This is a genomic window from Saccharopolyspora sp. NPDC002578 (assembly GCF_053592695.1).
On sequence record NZ_JBSFWJ010000020.1, the window covers coordinates 41803 to 61206 of the forward strand.

Annotated in this window: 12 protein-coding genes, 2 tRNA genes and 1 pseudogene; 1 reads left to right on the forward strand and 14 read right to left on the reverse strand. The window is 70.1% G+C overall.

All coding sequences use genetic code 11. From position 1 onward, the window contains the following. Positions 1-24: 24 nt before the first annotated feature. Both ACWD38_RS12665 and ACWD38_RS12670 read right to left on the reverse strand, forming a co-directional pair. Positions 25-1257, reverse strand: coding sequence for an MFS transporter (locus ACWD38_RS12665; RefSeq protein WP_343071638.1), 1233 nt, complete (start codon positions 1255-1257; stop codon positions 25-27). A 339-nt stretch (positions 1258-1596) separates the two neighbouring features. Beyond that, entirely contained in the window at positions 1597-2526 is a 930-nt protein-coding gene (locus ACWD38_RS12670) for a TetR/AcrR family transcriptional regulator C-terminal domain-containing protein (RefSeq protein ID WP_450124095.1), read from the reverse strand. 199 nt (positions 2527-2725) lie between these two features. Here ACWD38_RS12670 and ACWD38_RS12675 point away from each other — a divergent pair, with 199 nt between their 5' ends. After that, positions 2726-3955 (forward strand): FAD-dependent monooxygenase, encoded by a 1230-nt coding sequence (locus ACWD38_RS12675; RefSeq protein WP_450124096.1) that lies wholly within the window; start codon positions 2726-2728, stop codon positions 3953-3955. A gap of 148 nt (positions 3956-4103) precedes the next feature. Here ACWD38_RS12675 and ACWD38_RS12680 read toward each other — a convergent pair whose 3' ends face one another. From ACWD38_RS12680 to dnaA, 12 genes and pseudogenes are all read right to left on the reverse strand, one after another. Further along, positions 4104-4295: a DUF4177 domain-containing protein gene (locus ACWD38_RS12680; protein WP_450124097.1), complete on the reverse strand. Its 192-nt coding sequence runs from the start codon at positions 4293-4295 to the stop codon at positions 4104-4106. 420 nt (positions 4296-4715) lie between these two features. Then, positions 4716-4788: transfer RNA gene (locus ACWD38_RS12685), tRNA-Ala, on the reverse strand. A gap of 150 nt (positions 4789-4938) precedes the next feature. Then, positions 4939-5046: pseudogene (locus ACWD38_RS12690) on the reverse strand (DLW-39 family protein); the annotation flags it as partial. Between the two features lie 70 nt (positions 5047-5116). After that, a tRNA-Ile gene (locus ACWD38_RS12695) sits at positions 5117-5190 on the reverse strand. A gap of 98 nt (positions 5191-5288) precedes the next feature. Beyond that, positions 5289-6110: a DUF3566 domain-containing protein gene (locus ACWD38_RS12700; RefSeq protein ID WP_343071639.1), complete on the reverse strand. Its 822-nt coding sequence runs from the start codon at positions 6108-6110 to the stop codon at positions 5289-5291. Between the two features lie 32 nt (positions 6111-6142). Beyond that, positions 6143-8638 carry a DNA gyrase subunit A gene (gene gyrA / locus ACWD38_RS12705; RefSeq protein ID WP_184483990.1) on the reverse strand — a complete coding sequence of 832 codons (2496 nt, stop codon included), beginning with the start codon at positions 8636-8638 and terminating at the stop codon, positions 6143-6145. Positions 8639-9002: 364 nt separating this feature from the next. Next, positions 9003-10976, reverse strand: coding sequence for a DNA topoisomerase (ATP-hydrolyzing) subunit B (gene gyrB / locus ACWD38_RS12710; RefSeq protein WP_184483992.1), 1974 nt, complete (start codon positions 10974-10976; stop codon positions 9003-9005). 347 nt (positions 10977-11323) lie between these two features. Continuing rightward, positions 11324-11905 carry a DUF721 domain-containing protein gene (locus tag ACWD38_RS12715; protein WP_246457117.1) on the reverse strand — a complete coding sequence of 194 codons (582 nt, stop codon included), beginning with the start codon at positions 11903-11905 and terminating at the stop codon, positions 11324-11326. A gap of 103 nt (positions 11906-12008) precedes the next feature. Then, positions 12009-13184 (reverse strand): DNA replication/repair protein RecF, encoded by a 1176-nt coding sequence (gene recF / locus ACWD38_RS12720; RefSeq protein ID WP_184483995.1) that lies wholly within the window; start codon positions 13182-13184, stop codon positions 12009-12011. Between the two features lie 147 nt (positions 13185-13331). After that, positions 13332-14327: a phosphogluconate dehydrogenase (NAD(+)-dependent, decarboxylating) gene (gene gnd, locus ACWD38_RS12725; protein ID WP_343071640.1), complete on the reverse strand. Its 996-nt coding sequence runs from the start codon at positions 14325-14327 to the stop codon at positions 13332-13334. Between the two features lies 1 nt (position 14328). Further along, positions 14329-15453, reverse strand: a complete 1125-nt coding sequence (dnaN, locus tag ACWD38_RS12730; RefSeq protein ID WP_184483997.1) for a DNA polymerase III subunit beta — start codon at positions 15451-15453, stop codon at positions 14329-14331. 1536 nt (positions 15454-16989) lie between these two features. Beyond that, complete coding sequence (dnaA, locus tag ACWD38_RS12735) at positions 16990-18882, reverse strand: chromosomal replication initiator protein DnaA (RefSeq protein WP_450124098.1); 1893 nt, start codon at positions 18880-18882, stop codon at positions 16990-16992. Between the last annotated feature and the right edge of the window lie 522 nt (positions 18883-19404).

A 19404-nucleotide genomic window follows, 5' to 3' on the forward strand; every position in this document is an offset into this window, starting at 1 on the left:
TTCGCTCGCCTGCGCAGGCCGAGATCAGAGGTCCGCCTCCGCGCGTTGCGGTGTGCGGACCAGCGCGATCCCGACCGCTCCGAGCACGCCGACCGCCGCGTACGCGTAGAAGCCCCACGGGTACGCGATCCCCGCGGTGAGCAGCGCGCCGCCGAGCAGCGGCCCGCAGATCGCCCCGATCCGCCCGACCCCCGACGCCCAGCCGAGCCCGGTGGCCCGCGCTTCCGCCGGGTACGCGCGGCCGATGTAGGCGTAGACGAGCACCTGGGCGCTGAACACGAACGCCCCGGCGAGGAACACCACCACGTACACGCCCGCCCCGGGCAGCCGGATGCTCAGCGCGGCGAGGAACACGGCGGCCGCCGCGAACCAGACGACCGTCACCGGCCGGATCGAGGCGCGGTCGGCCACGTACCCGGCGACGACGAGCCCGACCACGGCGCCCAGGTTCAGCGTGAGCAGCAGTCCGAGGGCCGCGCCGAGCGGATAACCGGCCGCCCGCATGATCTCCGGGAGCCAGGTGTTGAGGCCGTACACCAGCAGCAGGCCCATGAACGCGGCCATCCAGAACGCGAGGGTGCTGCGCGCGAAGCCGCCGCGGAACAGCGAGGCGACGGTGTCCAGGCCGCCGCGGAGTCCGGCTCCGGCGGTCGCGGAACGCTCGAACGACTCCGATTCCGGCAGGTAGCGCACCATCAGGGGCACCAGCAGCAGCGCCGGGGCCGCGCCGAGCAGGAACATCCACCGCCAGCCCAGCGAGGGCAGCACCAGGATGCCGAGCACGGCTGTGAGCACGGCGCCGACGTGGTAGCCGGTCATGATCGTGGTGCTGGCACCGCCGTTGCGGCCGGGCCGCGAATGCTCGGTGACGAGCGCGATCGCGGTGGGCACGCAGCCGCCGAGGCCCACCCCGGCGAGGAAGCGCAGCCCGCCGAAGATCAGTAGCGACGGCGCGGCGGCGCACAGCGCGGTGAGCAGCGAGAAGCTGATCACCGAGAGGATCAGCGCTTTGCGCCGGCCGATGACGTCGGTGATGGTGCCGATGGCGAGCGCGCCCAGGACCATGCCCAGCAGTCCCGCCGTGGAGGCGAGCGAGGCGGTCGCGGGGGTCAGGCCCCATTGGCCGAGGTCCAGCAGCGTCGGCAGCACGCTGCCGAGCACCACCAGGTCGAACCCGTCGAGCAGCACCGCGCTCCAGCACAGCGGCACGACCCACCCGGCGTGCGCGGCTCGTCCAACGTCGATTCCGATAGCCACGCCCGTCCTCCGTCGAGTCGGTGATCGTTCGCACTCGTTGCCGCCGGATGCTGCCGCTCCGGCCGCACCCCACCCCCCACTCCCCTTCCGCTCAACGAAAGCCCCGCGCGAACCGCGCACCGGATTCCCCCGGCCGCCACCCGCACCGCCGGGACGCCGACCGCCGGAGGAGAGCGCCGCTCACCACCTGTATTCGATCTTGTCTTTCCAGGTGAGCGGCGTAGTTGGTCGTTGTCTTGTCAGCGGCGAAGCCGCTGAGCAGCGACCAGCTTGAGCAACCGGCACCGCAGCGGTTCCGCCACCCGACCCCTACAGCAGGCCGGGGACGAGGGCAGTCGGTCAGCGCTGGTGACGTTCGATCAGTTGGGCGAAGCCGTCGAGGTGCCGGGCCAGTCCGTACTCGAAGAGGGCGTCGACGTCGTCGACCACCGCTTCGGGCATCGCCGCCAGCAGCGGGAACCGGTCGCCGCCGACCATCCGCCGCGCGCGCGGCCGGTGTGCCGCTCGCCAGTTCTCCAGGGGCACGCCGGTGCTCTGCTCGGCGTCGGTCTCGTCCGCCGCCGATGCCGCGGCGGAGAGGACGAAGGCGTGCAGCGTCAGCGCTTCGCGCACCCGCGTCTCCATCGGGAGCCCGAGCCCGTCGAGCGCGCGCAACGTCCACTCGGTGTGCGCCATCATGTGCGGCGCGAAAGTCGGCCGGGTGAAGGACACGACCCGCGGCAACCAGGGGTGCCGCCGGAAGAGCCGCCGCCCCTCCCGGGCGATGTGCTCCAGCTTCGCCCGCCACCCCGGTGGCCCGTGCGCGGGCAGCACGATCTCGCCGAACGCGCGGTCCGCCATCCGGAACAGCAGTTCGTCCTTGCCCGCGACGCTGCGGTAGAGCGACATCGGCCCGACGCCGAGGTGGGCGGCGAGCCGCCGCATGGACACCGCGTCGAGCCCTTCCGCGTCGGCGATGGCGATGGCCGCGTCGAGCAGCCGCTCCCGTTTCTCGGGGGGCTCGTCGGCGCCGGGTCCGGGTGCGGGCGAGCTCGGCTGCCTGCGCGGGCGCGCGCTGACCACGGTGCCCGAGCCGCTCCTCGGTTCGACGAGGCCTTCTTCCCGGAGCACCGCGGCGGCCTTGGTCGCGGTCGCGACCGCCACTCCCCAGCGCCGGGCGAGGTGCCGGATCGACGGCACTCGATCGCCGGGCCCCAGCTCGCCGGATTCGATGCGCTTCCGGATCTCGGCCGCGATCGCGCGGTACGGCGGGCTCGTCCCCGGTGCCATGGCTCCCCCTTCGCGACGACTCCGATCACGGACACCGTACTAGTTCACTTTTCGCGGCGAGCTAGTGCGCTTTCTCCCTTCTCACTGCACAAAACGGCGATGATCACCGCTACCTTGGCCGTCGAATCGATACGCCGTACGCACTGCTAGCCCGAGCCGACCGGGCGAAGTGCCGACGACGGCAGAACCAGGGGGAACCATGACCACCCGCAGCGTCCTCATCTCCGGAGCCGGGATCGCCGGACCGACGCTGGCGCACTGGCTGCGCCGCTACGGGTTCGAACCGACCGTCGTGGAACGCGCACCCGCCCCGCGCACGGGAGGACACGTCGTCGACATCCGCGGCACCGCGCGGGAGGTGGCCGAGCGGACCGGCATCGTCGCCCGGGTCCGCCAAGCGCACACCGGCGCGCGGGGCATGGCGTTCGTCGACAGCGCGGGCAACCGGGTCGCGACGCTGGGAACCGACGTGTTCGGCCACTCCGGCGGCCCGGTCGCCGAGCTGGCCCTGCGCCGGACCGATCTCGCGCGGATCCTGCACGAGACCACCCGCGCCGAGGTCGAGTACGTCTTCGGCGACTCGATCACCGCGGTCGAGCAGACCTACGGCGGTGTCCGGGCCACCTTCGAATCGGGCGGTGCGCGGGACTTCGACCTCCTGATCGGCGCCGACGGGGTGCGCTCGGAGGTCCGCCGCCTCGTCTTCGGGCCGCACGAGCGCTACCTGCACGACCTCGGCTGCTCCCTCTCGCTGTTCACGACGCCGACCGAGCTGGACCTCGAGGGCTGGCAGCTGATGCACACCGTCGCCGCCCGGAACGGCCGGCCCGGCAGGACGGCGGGCCTCGTGCCGCTGCCCGAACCGGGCAGGTCGCTCGCCGGTTTCTTCTGGCGCGGCGCCCCCGAAACCCACGACCGGCACGACGTCCAGGCGCAGCAGCGCATCCTCACCCGCCACTTCGAGCAGGACGGCTGGGAAGTGCCGGGGATGTTGTCCGCGCTGCCGGACGCGCCGGACTTCTACTTCGACCGGGTCAGCCAGGTGCGGGTGAACACCTGGTCACGGCACCGCGTCGCGCTCCTCGGCGACGCCGCCTGCTGCGCCTCCCCCATGTCGGGCATCGGCACCAGCCTCGCGCTGGTCGGCGCGTACGTGCTGGCCGGGGAGCTCGCCGCGGCCGGCGGTGATCACCGCGTCGCCTTCCCCGCCTACGAGCAGGCGATGCGCCGGTTCGTCGACCGCGCCCAGGAGTTCGCCCGCGGAGCGGGCGACGGCGGGCTGATGCCGGACTCGTCCCGGCAGCTGCGGAGGCGCAACCGCTCCGTCCGGCTGCTGCCCTACCTGCCGAAACGGCTCGTCGCCCGAGGCATGGAACGCGTCGCCGACACCGTCGAGCTCAAGGACTACGCGGCACCGGCGCGACTCTGAGCCGGGCCGCGATCGGGCGGGAGACCACTTCGATCTCCCGCCCGGCGAGGGCGCGCGGTGGCTCCTGCGCCCCGGTGACGTCGCCGGCGCACGGCACCGCGTCGTCGCTCCGGAGCCGCGCTTCCGGAGTGCCCCTGCGCGACGATCTTCAGTCGCGCGACCGCGTGAGAACGATGACGATCTCGTGGGTGTGCCCGCTGCCGAGGGCCGGGGCGATCGTGCCCACCGCCTGCCAGCCGTGGCGCCCGAGTTCGTCGAGCTCCTGCTCAAGCCCCTCGTAGTCGAAGCCCTTCCAGGTCTGCTTGCACTTCAACACCTTGTGTTCGAACGATGCGCTCATGGATCGCCTCCTTGAGCTCCAGGGCACACCGTGACCTCACGTCACACTCAAGGATCAACACCGGTGACATGAGGCACACCAGAGCCATGGCCTCGGACTCCGGCGATCAGAACCAACCGCCACAACGCCCACCAGGGACGATCATGGCCGCGCCTACGCATCGGCGAGGTCAGCCCATCAGGAAACGCCAAGCCCGACGACGAAGAAAAGACAAGATGCTCTGACCGGCTATACCCACAGCGGCGACCAAGAAAGCGCACTCGCCCTCGAACCGCTGGTCAAAGAGCAGGCCGGGACCCCTCCCAACAAGAGAAGCCCCACAAACCCCAGCCACCGCACCGTGGGGGCCTACGGGGGCTCGGCCCCCGTACGAACAAAAAGGAGCCGGGAAGACGCAAAGCGTCGACCAGACTCCTCAAGTGGAGACGAGGGGAATCGAACCCCTAACCCCCGCCTTGCAAAGGCGGTGCTCTGCCAATTGAGCTACGTCCCCGTGGGTGCCGGAGCACCCGGCCGCCGGAACTCCACCGCTGTCGTACGAGCGTACTCAGGCGACCACATCAGGGTCGGGGCAGAGATCCGCGGCCGCAGTGGCTGGTCGGCAGGGCCGACCGGTGAGCCGAAGGTCGGCTCACACCTCGCCGGCGGTGGCCTCGCGCCAGAGGTCGGCCTCGGCCTTGGCAGCGCGGTTGCGGCGGACGACGAACAGAACGGCACCGGCAACGACGGCGAGTGCGAGAAGCTTCTTCATTTCCGGTCGCCTCCTAGAACGGGGCACCCGCGGACCGCGGGCATCGGGGAAACATCCTTGACAGGAAGGGTGGGCCTAGAAGGACTTGAACCTTCGACCTCTTCGTTATCAGCGAAGCGCTCTAACCGCCTGAGCTATAGGCCCTTGGTGTGACTCGAAGATTACACGACGCCCGGCGTCCGCCACGAAGGGGGGTCCGGGCTCCGGGGCGGCGATCGCGCGGATCGCCGCCCCGGAACGGATCACTCCCGCTCGGACAGCGTGACCTCGACGCCACCGGCGAAGTCGGCGGCCACGTTATAGATGAACGCGCTCACCGTCGCCAGCGCCGTGAACAGCACGATGTTGATCGCACCGATGATGGAGGCGACGCCGAACACGCGGCCCGCGCTGATCAATTCCTCGCTGGCCGCGTCCTCCGGCGAGGTGAGCTCGGTGAACGTGCCGTTCAGCGAGTCCCACACGCCCATGCCGTCGAGCACGCCGTAGAGCACGGCGACCGCGATCATCCACACGAAGAACATCGCCACGCTGAGCACCAGCGCCAGCTTCAGCACCGACCACGGGTCGAGCCGCTTGACCTGCAGGCTCGCCCGCCGCGGTCCCCGGCTGGGCCGGCGAGCGCTGGGCGTCTGCGCGCCCGGACGAGCCGCCGCACCGAAGTTCACCGCGCCGCGCCCGTCCGAGGAGCCCTGCGAGGGGATCTCGGTGCGGACGGTCTCCTGGTCGTACCCGCTCGTCGGGATGCCCTGGGTCTGCGCGGTGTCGAAGCCCGGTGTCGCCGGAGCTTCGGCGTGGCCGTCGGCCGCACCGGTTCCGGCGCCGGTGCGCTGCCACGGCGGCGGCGTCTCGGTGCCCTCGAAGGTCTCGGACCCGTTCGGCTTCGAGGCCGTGTCGCCGTTGGCCCCGTCGGCCGCGGCCGACACCTCGCCGTCGCTCTGCGCGGCGGCGTCGGTCTGCCCGGTCATCACCGAGGTGTGCTGGGAGTTCTGGCCGGTCGTCTGGTCGGCGTCCTGGTCACCCGGGTGCCCCTCCGGACGCTCCGGCTTCTCGGAAGATGTCACGAGAGATCCTTCATGATCGTCATCGGCGGTCGCTACTTCGTCGGCTCAGGCCCGGCGGCGTCCGGATCGGCGGCCTCGTCGGCGCTGCGCGCGATGGCCACCACCGAAGTTCCGTCGCCCAGGTTCATCAGACGCACCCCCTTCGTCTGCCTGCCTGCCTTGCGAACCTCCTTGGCGGTGGTCCGGATGACGCCGCCGGTGGAAGTGATCGCATAGAGCTCATCGTCCAGGTCGACGATGAGCGCCCCGACAAGCCTCCCACGTTTGCGGTCGTACTGAACGGTGAGCACACCCTTGCCGCCACGGCCCTGGACCGGGTAGTCGTCGATCTCGGTCCGTTTGGCGTAGCCCCCGTCGGTGGCGACGAGGACGAAGCGACCGGCCCGCACGACGCCCATCGCGAGCAGCTCGTCACCGGTGTTGAACCGCATGCCGAGCACGCCTGACGTGGCGCGTCCCATGGGGCGCAGCGCCTCGTCGGTGGCGTGGAACCTGATCGACTGGCCCTCGGCGGAGACCAGCAACAGGTCGTCCTCCTCGGAGCACAGCACCGCGCCGACCAGCTCGTCCTCGTCCTTCAGGTTCACCCCGATGAGTCCACCCGAACGGTTCGAGTCGAAGTCGGTGAGGCGGGACTTCTTGACCAGGCCGTTCTTGGTGGCGAGCACCAGGTAGGGCGCGGCGGTGTAGTCCTTGATCTGCATGACCTGGGCGATGTGCTCGTCGGGCTGGAACGCGAGCAGGTTCGCCACGTGCTGGCCGCGGGCCGTGCGGTTGGCCTCCGGCAGGTCGTAGGCCTTCGCCCGGTACACCCGGCCCTTGTTCGTGAAGAACAGCATCCAGTCGTGGGTGGAGCACACGAAGAAGTGCGACACGATGTCGTCCTGCTTGAGCTGCGCGCCCTGCACTCCCTTGCCGCCGCGCTTCTGCGCCCGGTACAGGTCGGTGCGGGTCCGCTTCGCGTAGCCGGTGCGGGTGATCGTGACGACGACGTCCTCGTCGGCGATGAGGTCTTCCATGGAGACTTCGCCCTCGTAGGGCACGATCTTGGTGCGGCGGTCCTCGCCGTACTTGTCGACGATCTCCATGAGCTCTTCGCGGATGATCTGCCGCTGCCGCTCGGGCTTGGCGAGGATGTCCTTGTAGTCCTCGATCTCCAGCTCCAGCTCGGCGAGCCGGTCGACGATCTTCTGCCGCTCCAGCGCGGACAGCCGCCGCAGCTGCATCTCCAGGATCGCGTCGGCCTGGACCTCGTCCACGTCGAGCAGCGCGATCAGGCCGGTGCGGGCCTCGTCGACGGTGGGCGACCGGCGGATCAGCGCGATCACCGCGTCCAGCGCGTCCAGCGCCTTGACCAGGCCGCGCAGCACGTGGGCGCGTTCCTCGGCCTTGCGCAGCCGGAACCGGGTGCGCCGGACGATGACCTCGATCTGGTGGTTGACGTAGTACCGGATCACCTGGTCGATGCGCAGCGTGCGCGGCACGCCCTCGACCAGCGCCAGCATGTTCACGCCGAACGTGGTCTGCAGCTGGGTGTGCTTGTAGAGGTTGTTGAGCACGACCTTCGGGATCGCGTCGCGCTTCAAGGTGAACACGATCCGCATGCCGCGACGGCTGTTGGACTCGTCGGCGATGTCGGAGATCCCGCTGATCTTGCCGTCGCGGTGCATCGCCGCGATGTTCTCGATCAGGTTGTCCGGGTTGACCTGGTACGGCAGCTCGGTGACGACCAGCGAGGTGCGGCCCTTGGCGTCCTCCTCGACGGAGACGACCGAGCGCATCTTGATGGAGCCGCGACCGGTGCGGTACGCGTCGGCGATCGCGTTGGTGCCGAGGATGAGGCCGCGGGTCGGGAAGTCCGGTCCCTTGACCCGGCGGATCAGCTCCTCGAGCAGCGTCTCGTCGTCGACGTCGGGGTTCTCCAGCAGGTAGACGACGCCGTCGGCGACCTCGCGCAGGTTGTGCGGCGGGATGTTCGTCGCCATCCCGACCGCGATCCCGCTACCACCGTTGACCAGCAGGTTCGGGATGCGCGCGGGCAGCACGTCCGGTTCCTGCGTGCGGCCGTCGTAGTTGTCGGAGAACTCGACGGTGTCCTCTTCGATGTCGGCGAGCATGTGCATCGCCAACGGCTTCAGCCGCGACTCGGTGTACCGCATGGCCGCGGCCGGGTCGTTGCCCGGCGAACCGAAGTTGCCCTGACCGTCGATGAGGGGGTGGCGCATCGCCCACGGCTGCGCCAGGCGGACCAGGGTGTCGTAGATCGCCGAGTCGCCGTGGGGGTGGTAGTTCCCCATCACCTCACCGACGACGCGGGAGCACTTCACGTAACCGCGGTCCGGCCGGAAGCCGGAGTCGTACATCGCGTAGAGCACCCGGCGGTGCACCGGCTTGAGCCCGTCGCGCACGTCGGGCAGCGCCCGCGCGACGATCACGCTCATCGCGTAGTTGATGTAGGAGTTCTGCATCTCCTGCTGGATGTCGACCGGTTCTACGCGGCCGCTCTCCGGCGGCAGGATGTCCGTCACGAGTGGAGGTTCCTTTCAGGCGAGTTGGGCGGGTTCCTGCGCCGGCGCGACGCGGGAGCGCGAACTCCCGGGGTCGCGGCATGCCAGGCGCTGCGGCCTGGTCACGGCGCTCGATCCCGTTCGAGCGCGTTCGGACGAGGCGAGCCGTGCGGAAGGATCTTTGTTCGGTGTCTTGTCAGCGGCGAAGCCGCTGAGCGGCGACCACCAGAGCAACCGGCACCGCGGCGGGTTCTCAGTGGTTTCCTCGCGAGGACGGCTTTTTCCCTCGTGGCGGAGCCACTCGGGAAAAAGATCCCGCAGCGAGGAAACCACTGAGGTTCCGCTGAGTAACCACCTACGCAGACCATTCCGAGCGGTCCCAGGGTCAGACGTCGAGGAAGCCGACGTCCTTGGCGTTGCGGACGATGAACGAGCGGCGCGCCTCGACGTCCTCGCCCATGAGCACGCTGAACAACTCGTCCGCGGTGGCCGCGTCGTCCAGCGACACCTGCATCAGCAGCCGGGTCTCCGGGTCCATCGTGGTCTCCCACAGCTCCTGCGGGTTCATCTCGCCCAGACCCTTGTAGCGCTGGATGCCGTCGTCCTTCGGCAGCTTGCGCCCGGCGGCGGCGCCCGCCTCCAGCAGTCCGTCGCGCTCCCGATCGGAGTAGGCGAACTCGGGCTCCGCGCGCGGCCACTTGATCTTGTACAGCGGCGGGCGGGCCAGGAACACGTGCCCGTTCTCGATCAGCGGGCGCATGAACCGGAACAGCAGCGTGAGCAGCAGCGTCCGGATGTGCTGGCCGTCGACGTCGGCGTCGGCCATCAGCACGATCTTGTGGTAGCGCAGCTTCGCCAGGTCGAACTCGTCGTGGATGCCGGTGCCCAGCGCGGTGATGATCGCCTGGACCTCGTTGTTCTTGAGGACCTTGTCGATCCGCGACTTCTCCACGTTGATGATCTTTCCGCGGAGCGGCAGGATCGCCTGGAAGCGCGACTCCCGGCCGTCCTTGGCCGAACCGCCCGCCGAGTCGCCCTCGACGATGTAGAGCTCGCACTCCTCCGGGTTGCTGGACTGGCAGTCCTTGAGCTTGCCGGGCAGGCCGCCGATGTCCATCGCGCTCTTGCGCCGCACCAGCTCCTTCGCCCGCCGCGCCGCCATCCGCGCCTGCGCCGAACCGACCGCCTTGTTGATGATCGTCTTGGCGTCGGCGGGGTTGCGCTCGAACCAGTCGTTGAGCCACTCGAAGGCCGCGGTCTGCACGAAGGACTTGACCTCGGTGTTGCCCAGCTTCGTCTTCGTCTGGCCCTCGAACTGCGGCTCGCGGACCTTCACCGACACGATCGCCGCGAGGCCTTCGCGGACGTCGTCGCCGGTGAGGCTGCCGTCCTTCTCCTTGAGGAGCTTCTTCTCCTTCGCGTAGGCGTTGACCACGCGGGTCAGCGCCGAGCGGAAGCCCTCCTCGTGAGTACCGCCCTCGTGCGTGTTGATCGTGTTCGCGAAGGTGTAGACCGACTGGTTGTAGCCGGAGTTCCACTGCATCGCGACCTCCAGCTCCACCCCGGTGCCGGAGGCGTTGAAGGCGACGGCCTTGCGGTGGATCGGTTCCTTCGTCGCGTTGATGTGCTTGACGAAGTCCTCCAGCCCGCCCGGGTAGTGGAAGGTGCGCTCCTTGGCGCGGGCCGCCTGACCGCCCGCGTCCTCGCCAGACTCGTCCTCCTCGGCGAGGCGCTCGTCGCGCAGCACGATGGTCAGCCCCTTGTTCAGGAAGGCCATCTCCTGCAGGCGCCGCGACACCGTCTCCGCGTTGTAGCGGGTGGTCTCGAAGATGTTCGGGTCCGCCCAGAAGGTGATCGAGGTGCCGTTCTTCTTGGTCCCCTCGCCCTTCTTCACGTCGGTGACGGGCTTGGAGTCCTCGTAGCGCTGCCGCCACACGCTGCCGTCGCGGTAGATCTCCGCTTCGAGCGCGCTGGAGAGCGCGTTGACGACCGACACACCGACACCGTGCAGACCACCGGAGACCGCGTAGGAGTCCCCGCCGAACTTGCCGCCCGCGTGCAGCACGGTCAGCACGACCTCCAAGGTCGGCTTCTTCTCCACGGGGTGCATGTCCACCGGGATGCCGCGGCCGTCATCGGTGACCCGCACACCGCCGTCGGCCAGCAACGTCACCTCGACGGTGGTCGCGTACCCGGCCATCGCCTCATCGACGGAGTTGTCCACGACCTCCCACACGAGGTGGTGCAAGCCGCGCTCACCGGTCGAACCGATGTACATGCCGGGGCGCTTGCGGACGGCTTCCAAGCCCTCCAGCACGGTGATCGACGACGCGCTGTATTCGTTCTTCTTTGATGCCACGGGCCTCGGTGTCTCCTCGAACCGGCAGTGTGTCGGGTGGCCCGGCCGTCCTACGGCCGCCTGCGGCACCCGCGCACGGGAGCCCGGCCACAGCGGGCGCGGCTCGTCGTCCGGCCCGGCGCACGCGCGCGACCGGCGGTCGAACGACGGTGCGGACGTAGGGACCGGGCGTTCGGCGACGCGAGCTGCCGCACCCACCCAATTGATTCTACTGGGTCTCCCTGACAGGAGTGCGGCAAGGACACCCCTGAATTCCTCACAGAGCCGATAACTCGGATCGGGATACCATCCGAGACCCGTGAGCACGTCCGCGCGGCTCCTGCGCGGGCTCGCGCGAGCCCGCGGGCTCAGCCGTAGGTGTCCCGCGGGCCGCGCCCCGGCACGTGCCGCGGCCCGTGCCGCCAACTGGGTGCCGCCGGCCCCTGCACCTTGATCTTGCGGACCACGCCTTTGCCGACGCCGTCGGCGATGCGCTGCAGGATCTGCCGCTGCAGCAGGCGCAGCTGGGTCGCCCAGGCCGTCGACTCGGCCTGCACGGTCAGTTCTCCGTCGGACAGCGCGACCGGTTTGGTGTGCTCGGCGATGTCGCCACCGACCAGGCTCGTCCAGCGGGCGAAGACGTGACCGCCGGAGAGCCGGTCGTTCCACCCGTGGTCCGCGGCGATCCGCGAGGCCAGCCTGCCCAGCGGCTGCGGGTCGCGGTCGTCCGCTCCCGGCCCCGACCAGCGGCGGCGCCGCCGGGAACCACCGGCCCCGATGACGCTGCGCTTGGTCCGGCGCTTGGCCTTCGACTTCTCCTTGGCGGCCTGCAGCGCGGCCCGCGCCAGGTCCGATCCGTGCAGCTCAGCGCCGTCGGATCCGAGGGGCGTCGCGCCCGCCGCCGAGTCCTCGGAAGCGGTGGATCGCCCTGCGTGCTCGCCCGATGTCATCGAGTTATCCACACCATCCACAGCCTTATCCCCAGTTGTGGGTAACTTCGGGGAGGGCCCACTCACCCTGCGTGTTTCACCTGGCCGAGGGCCTGCCGACCCGTCACTCGACACGGCTGACCTCCCCGTCCCGAACGTCGAAGCGGGTACCGGCGAGCTCGGCGGGCACGTCCTCCCCCACCGCGGCGGTCACCAGCACCTGCTCGGCGTCCGCGACCAGCTCGGCCAGCCGCGAACGCCGCCGCCGGTCCAGCTCGGCGAACACGTCGTCGAGGATCAAGACCGGCTCCGCGCCATCCTCGGCGAGCAGGTGGTACGAAGCCAGCCGCAACGCCAGCACGAACGACCACGATTCGCCGTGGCTCGCGTAGCCCTTCGCCGGCAGCTCCCCGAGCACCAGGTCCAGGTCGTCGCGGTGCGGTCCGACCAGGGACACGCCCCGCTCCAGCTCCTGACCGCGCACCCGCTCCAGCTCCACGAGCAGCGCGGACTCCAGCGCGGCCCGGTCGGCCCGCGGCCCCATCGGCACGCCGTAGCCCTCCGGGAGCGAGTCGCCGAGGCTGCTGCGGTACCGCAGGTCCGCGACCCGCCCGGCGGGTGCGCTGTCCGTGCCCGTCTCGGCGACGCTGGCATAAGCGCTGGTCACGTGCGGTGCGATGTCGGCGACGAGGTCGAGCCGCGCCGCCAGCAGGTCCGCGCCGTGCTTGGCGAGGTGGCCGTCCCAGACCTCCAAGGTCCGCAGGTCCGGCGCCTGACCACCGCGCCGCGCGCCGCCCGCCGACTTCAACAGCGCGCTGCGCTGCCGCAGCACCCGCTCGTAGTCGGAGCGCACCCCCGCGTACCGCGGCGACCTCGACACCAGCAGCTCGTCCAGGAACCGGCGCCGCTCCCCCGGATCACCGCGCACCACCGCGAGGTCCTCCGGCGCGAACAGCACCGTCCGCAGGATGCCCAGCACGTCGCGGGGCTTGCCGGGCGCACCGCGGTTGATCCGCGCGCGGTTCGCCTTGCCCGGCGTGATCTCCAGGTCGACCAGCAGCTCCCGGCCGCCGTTGATCACCGAGGCCCGCACGAACGCCCGCTGCGCCCCGTAGCGCACCAGTGGCGAATCGCTCGACACCCGGTGCGACCCGAGGGTGGCGACGTAGCCCAAGGCCTCGACCAGGTTCGTCTTGCCCTGGCCGTTGGAGCCGACCAGCACGGTCGCGCCGGGTTCGAAGGTCAGGTCGGCCTGCGGCCACGAGCGGAAGTCGGTCACTTGCAGATGTCGGACGTACAAAGCGCTCCCACCGGATCGGGTCGCGCGAGCGGGACGCGCGCGGAACCGGCCGCAGCCGGGGGCGCCCCCGGCCGGGCACGTGGTGAGGTGACCCGCGCGGGATCACCTCACCGACATGTCACCGTGTCGACATGGCGACTCGGCGACTCAGCCCTCGTTGGTCTCCACCGCGTGCCCGCCGAACTGGTTGCGCAGCGCGGCGACGGCCTTCATCGCGGGCGAGTCGTCCTGCCGGGAGGCGAACCGCGCGTAGAGCGCGGCGGTCATCACCGGGGTCGGCACGGCGTTGCGCACCGACTCCTCCACCGTCCAGCGGCCCTCGCCGGAGTCCGAGACGTACCCGCGCAGCTTCTGCAGCTCCGGGTCCTCGTCCACCGCGCGCACCAGCAGGTCCAGCAGCCAGGAGCGGACGACGGTGCCGCGGCTCCACGCCTTGATCGTCGCCGGCACGTCGGTGACCACCTCGGAGGCGGCCAGCAGCTCGAAGCCCTCGGCGTAGGCCTGCATCAGGCCGTACTCGATGCCGTTGTGCACCATCTTCGCGTAGTGCCCGGCGCCGACGGGGCCCGCGTGCGCGAAGCCCTCCTCGCGCGGACCCTCCGGGCGCAGCGCGTCGAAGATCGGCAGCGCGCGTTCGATGTCCGCGGCGTCGCCGCCGGCCATCAGCCCGTAGCCGTTCGTCGCGCCCCACACCCCGCCGGACACGCCGACGTCGACGTACTTCACGCCGTGCTCGGCGAGCAGGGCCGCGTTCGCCTGGTCCTCGGTGAACCTGGAGTTGCCGCCCTCGATCACCAGGTCTCCTTCGGAGAGGACCTCGGCGAGGGCGGTGATGGTCTGCTTGGTGGGTTCACCGTGCGGAACCATGATCCACACGATGCGCGGGCCGGTCAGCCCGTTCGCCAGGTCGGCGATCGAGGCCACGTCGCTGACCTCTTGGTTCCGGTCGTAGCCGACGACCTCGTGCCCGGCGGCCCGCAGCCGCTCGCGCATGTTGAAGCCCATTCGGCCGAGACCCACAAGTCCCAGTTGCACCGGATCTTCCCCTTCGAGACTGGTTGTTGCCCGAGCCTGCCGTTCCGGCGCGACCCGGTGTCGCACGTGATCGGCGCCCGCGCGGATCGCGGCGAGCGCCGGGACCACCTCAGCCCGGCAGGCGCACCGGCATCAGCAGGTAGAGGTAGCCCTCGACCACCTCACCATCCTCCCCGACCGGTTTGAGCAACGCGGGGCGGTTGGATGTGGTGAACAGCATCTGGGCGCGGTCGGTCTTGAGCGCGCCCAGGCCGTCGAGCAGGTACGTCGGGTTGAACGCGATGGTCAGCGGCTCACCGGCGAGCTCCACCGGGAGCTCCTCTTCGGCGCTGCCCTCGTCGTCGCCACCGGCGGTCAGGCGCAGGCCGGAGTCGGAGAACTCCAGCCGCACCTGGGTGCCGCGCTCGGCGACCAGCGACACGCGCTTGATCGCTTCGACGAGCGGGGCCACGTCGATGATCGCGGTCGCGGCGGTCTCGGACGGCAGCAGCTGGCGGTACTTGGGGAACTCCGCGTCCAGCAGCCGGGTCGTGTTGCGCCGGGTCGTGCCGGACAGGCCGAGCAGGCCGTCGCCGGAGGCCAGCGAGATCTCGACCTTCGCGCCGGAACCGCCGAGGGTCTTGGCGGACTCGGCCAGGGTCTTGGCCGGGACGAGGATCGCGGTGTCGTTGATCGACTCGTCGGGCTCCCAGGTGAACTCCCGCATCGCCAGCCGGAACCGGTCGGTGGCGACCATGGTGAGCCGGTCGGCGTTGATCTCCATGCGGACGCCGGTGAGCATCGGCAGCGTGTCGTCCCGGCCGGCCGCGACCGCGACCTGGGCGACGGCGGCGGAGAACAGGTCGCCGGGGACCGCGCCGGCCCGCTCCGGCATCGCGGGCAGCTCCGGGTAGTCCTCGACCGGCATCGTCGGCAGGCTGAACCGGGAACTGCCGCAGGTGATCGTCACGCGCGAACCGTCGACGGTGATCTCGACGGGCCGGTTCGGCAGCGACTTGGTGATGTCGGCCAGCAACCGCCCGGAGACCAGCGTCTTGCCGGTGGAGTCGATGGAGGCCTCGGTCGTGACCTGGGCGGACACCTCGTAGTCGAAGCCGGAGATGGTCAGCGCTTCGCCGGAGCTCGCGTCCAGCAGCACCCCGCCCAGCACCGGGACCGGCGGCCGCGACGGCAGGCTGCGCGCGACCCAGGCGACGGCGTCGGCAAGACCGTCACGTTCCACGCGGATCTTCATCGATGTCCTTTCGGTTTCGGCCGAGGCCGGCTGCCGGGGAGAACGCTGCTGGCGCCGTGGGGGCGGCCAGCTCCGGGAGTGCTGTTGCTGCGTGCGGGGCTTTCGGAGGTCGGAGTTCCGCGACGTCGCTCGGGTGCGGGCCGCCTGAGACGGGCGGCACCTGGTTCGAGGCGCTTCGGAACTCGTCCCACGAGATGGCCGGGAGCTCGGGGCTCCGCTTCGCCACGACCATCGCGGGAGTCCCACCGTAGAGCGTTCGGCGTGATCGCCGCATCCGGGTCCTGGCTCTCGAAGCGGTCGGTTCGGGCCGCGGAGCCGAAGTTGTCCACTTGTCCACCGCCCCTCTCTCTTCTTTTTTTCTTCATTCAAAAGAAAAGAAAAGAGAGCAGTAGTAGTAAGGGTTGTGGGTTGTGGGGATAACCCTTGTTTTGGCAGCTCACGGCACCCGTTCAGCTGTGGATGGGGACTGGGGGTAACCGGTGGATGGTCTGAACGGGTCGTGGACAACTTGTGACCGCTCCGAGGTTGTCCACATTGAGCCCATGTTGTCCACACCTCCATCCACAGCTGACCCCCCAGTTGTACCCAGCCTCTGCGGATGAACCGGTGTTTCGGGCACCTCCACCGATCGGGTTGTGGGCAGATCTGTGGGTTTCCTGTGGCCAACCGGGGGATCGCCTGTGGGCAGGTCGGGGATCGTTGTGCACAGGGTGTGCATGGATTGGGGAAAACTCCAGGTCATACCTGGGGACAGCCGAGCTGTGGACAGCTCGGCCGCATCGCGGTTTTTCTGGCGAGGGGTGAGGGCAAGACCACTTCGCCTGTGCAGAAAAGTCGGCGTCCGCGAACGGCCCGCGTTCGGGTTCGGGCGCTCGATCCGTCGTGCCGCGTGCGCTGTGCGTCCAGTCGTGCGCGAAGCGTGCTGATTTCGGGTTCTCCACAGGCGCGCGCCAGCCGCCGGTGGCCGCACGGGGACCGCCGAGCGGTCGTTCGGGCCCGGTCGACGGTCGGATCTTTCTGCCGGAGCGGGGTGGAGCGACCTCGCAGGCTCGGCAGAAAGGTGCGGCGTCCGCGCTCGCGTGGGGAGGTCCCGGCGCGATGCCGCGAGCGAACGCCTCGGCGCCGGGGTAGGCGAGCCCGCAGGAGAACGCGACGAATTTTCTGCCGAGGCGGCCTGGTCGCGACCGGGGGCCCCGACAGAAAGATTCGGCGGATCCGGCCGGGAGGATCGGTCGCGGCGGCTCGGCCGGGCAGCACGCCGGCCGCGGCCATCCGAACCGCTGCCCGAGCGCTACGAGCGCCGTTCGGGGCGGACGTCGGCGGGCCGACGCCCGGCGACTTGAAGCAGTGACGTGCAGCGACTCAGTGATACCACTGAGACGTGCCGCTCAATGTTCCTCCGGGAGGATCGCTGATCCGCTCAGACACCGCCTGAAAAGGCTCCTGAGCAGGCATGACGTGGCGAACGGGCGATACTCGAACCAGCCGAGCCGCGAAGACCGCGCACCGCGCCGGGCGGGGCCGCGTGACGACGGTTCAGCCGCGCGACTGCTGCTTGATGCGGGAGGTCAGCTCCTGCACCTGGTCGTAGACCCGGCGGCGTTCGGCCATCTCCTTGCGGATCTTCTTGTCCGCGTGCATCACCGTCGTGTGGTCCCGGCCGCCGAAGCTCTGCCCGATCTTCGGCAGCGACGAATCGGTCAGCTCCCGGCACAGGTACATCGCGATCTGCCGCGCCTGCGCCAACGCCTTCGTCTTGCCCGGACCGCACAGGTCGTCGATGGTGACCGCGAAGTACTCCGCCGTCACGGCCATGATGGTCGGCGCGGTGATCTCCGGGGTCTGCGAATCGGGGATCAGGTCCCGCAGCACGATCTCCGCGAGCTGCACGTCCACCGGCTGCCGGTTCAACGACGCGAACGCCGTGACCCGGATCAGCGCCCCCTCCAGCTCGCGGATGTTGCGCTCGATGCGGGCGGCGATGAACTCCAGCACCTCGGCGGGCGCGGCCATCCGGTCCTGCGCGGCCTTCTTGCGCAGAATCGCGATGCGCGTCTCCAGCTCGGGCGGCTGGATGTCGGTGATCAGGCCCCACTCGAACCGCGTCCGCAGCCGGTCCTCCAGCGTGCGCAGCCCCTTCGGCGGCCGGTCGGAGGACACCACGATCTGCTTGTTCGAATTGTGCAGCGTGTTGAAGGTGTGGAAGAACTCCTCCTGAGTTCCTTCCTTGCCCTCCAAGAACTGGATGTCGTCGACCAGCAGCACGTCCACGTCGCGGTAGCGGCGCTGGAACGCCACCTGCCGGTCGTCGCGCAGCGAGTTGATGAAGTCGTTGGTGAATTCCTCCGTGGACACGTACCGCACGCGCATCCCGGGGAACAGCCGCTGGGTGTAGTGCCCCACGGCGTGCAGCAGGTGGGTCTTGCCCAGCCCGGACTCGCCCCAGATGAACAGCGGGTTGTAGGCGCGAGCCGGTGCTTCGGCCGCTGCGACCGCCGCCGCGTGGGCGAACCGGTTCGAGGCGCCGATGACGAAGGTGTCGAAGGTGTACTTCGCGTTCAACCGGGTCTGCGAGGTCGGCGGCGCGTGCTTCGGCGCGGTGAACGGCTGGCCCGGCGGGTGCTGCTCGGCGTGCTGCCCGCGGCCGAAGGTCGGCCACACGTTCGCCTCGGTCGGTGTGGAGTCCTCCTGGTCGGCGGACTCCTCCTCCACCTCGTCCTCGTCCTGCTCGGCGACGGGGTCCTGCGCCGTCGGCCACTGCTCGGCGTAGCGCTCCGGCTCGGCCCGGCCTTCGGTGGAGTACTGCGGCTCGGCCGAGTACTGGGACTCCTGGCCGTACTTCGGCTCGGAGGGGTATTGGGACTCCGGCGAGTAGGACGGCTCCGGGCTGTACTTCGGCTCCGGCGCGTACTGCGGTTCCGCGGCGTACTGCGTACCGACCTGCTTCGCGGGAAGCGAACCGCTGATCGAACCCTGCGCGGAGTTGCCGAACGCCTCCGGCCGGCGGGACTGCGCGGAGTAGGCAGTGGGGCCGCCGGCGATGTACGGCGAGGAGTCGTAGGCGATGCCGAACCCGGCGGGCCGCTCGGCCGCGGTCTCGGATCCGGTGCGGGCCGGGGTGTCGGGGCGTGCTTCCGGCGCGGCCAGCGGACGGGTCGGCGCGGGCACCGCGGTGTCGACCTTGACCGCGAGCGAGACCTCCCGGCCCAGCCGGCGCGAGAGCGCATCGGTGATCGGGTCGCGCAGCGCCCGCTCGATCGCTTCCTTCGCGAAGTCACTGGGAGCGGCCAGCAGTGCCGTACCATCCAGCAGGCCGATCGGCCGGGTCACGCGCATCCAGGCGCGTTGTTGCGGCGACAGCGTGCCGGAGGACAACTCCAGCACGACCTCGTCCCAGACCCGACCAAGCTCGGTTTGGTGGTCGGACACCCCTGCGCTCCCCTCGCCGGCACGTGACCCGCACCGTGACTCCCACACCTGTTGCCAGTGCGGCGCTGCCGGCGCGGGGTGATGATGAACTGGCTCCGCGAACGCCCGGGACAGGTATCCACAGAGTTATCCACAACTGTGCATGAAGGTACGGCAGCGAACCTCGGACATCCCCCCTGGGGCCCCGCCGCGGCTGCGATCCAGGTGACGCTCGGTGCCGACAGCTCCCACACCGCCGGGCGCGCATCGCAGGAGGGACAACCTAACAAGGCCGAGATCACCTCACAAGGCGGGTGTTCGCAGGCGTCGGGAGCCTCGCCGAGCACCCCGGTGACCGGGTATCGGAGCAGGCGGCGTAGCCTCGTGCAGTCCCCCGCCGCACGAGCGGGAATGTCGCCGCGCTTGGATTTCGCCAGATCTCCGAGCACAGTGCGCGGGGCACCACCCGGTGTCACCGCGTGCAGACTCCCCTCGTTAGCGGGGGTGAGCTCGACACGATGGCCGCTACGGCGGGCGGGGACA

Bases quoted from the DNA above. Each gene is read 5' to 3' on its own strand.
- ACWD38_RS12670 (WP_450124095.1), bottom strand. From the start codon at position 2,526: ATGGCACCGGGGACGAGCCCGCCGTACCGCGCGATCGCGGCCGAGATC.
- ACWD38_RS12675 (WP_450124096.1), top strand. From the start codon at position 2,726: ATGACCACCCGCAGCGTCCTCATCTCCGGAGCCGGGATCGCCGGACCG.
- ACWD38_RS12680 (WP_450124097.1), bottom strand. From the start codon at position 4,295: ATGAGCGCATCGTTCGAACACAAGGTGTTGAAGTGCAAGCAGACCTGG.
- ACWD38_RS12715 (WP_246457117.1), bottom strand. From the start codon at position 11,905: ATGACATCGGGCGAGCACGCAGGGCGATCCACCGCTTCCGAGGACTCG.
- dnaN (WP_184483997.1), bottom strand. From the start codon at position 15,453: ATGAAGATCCGCGTGGAACGTGACGGTCTTGCCGACGCCGTCGCCTGG.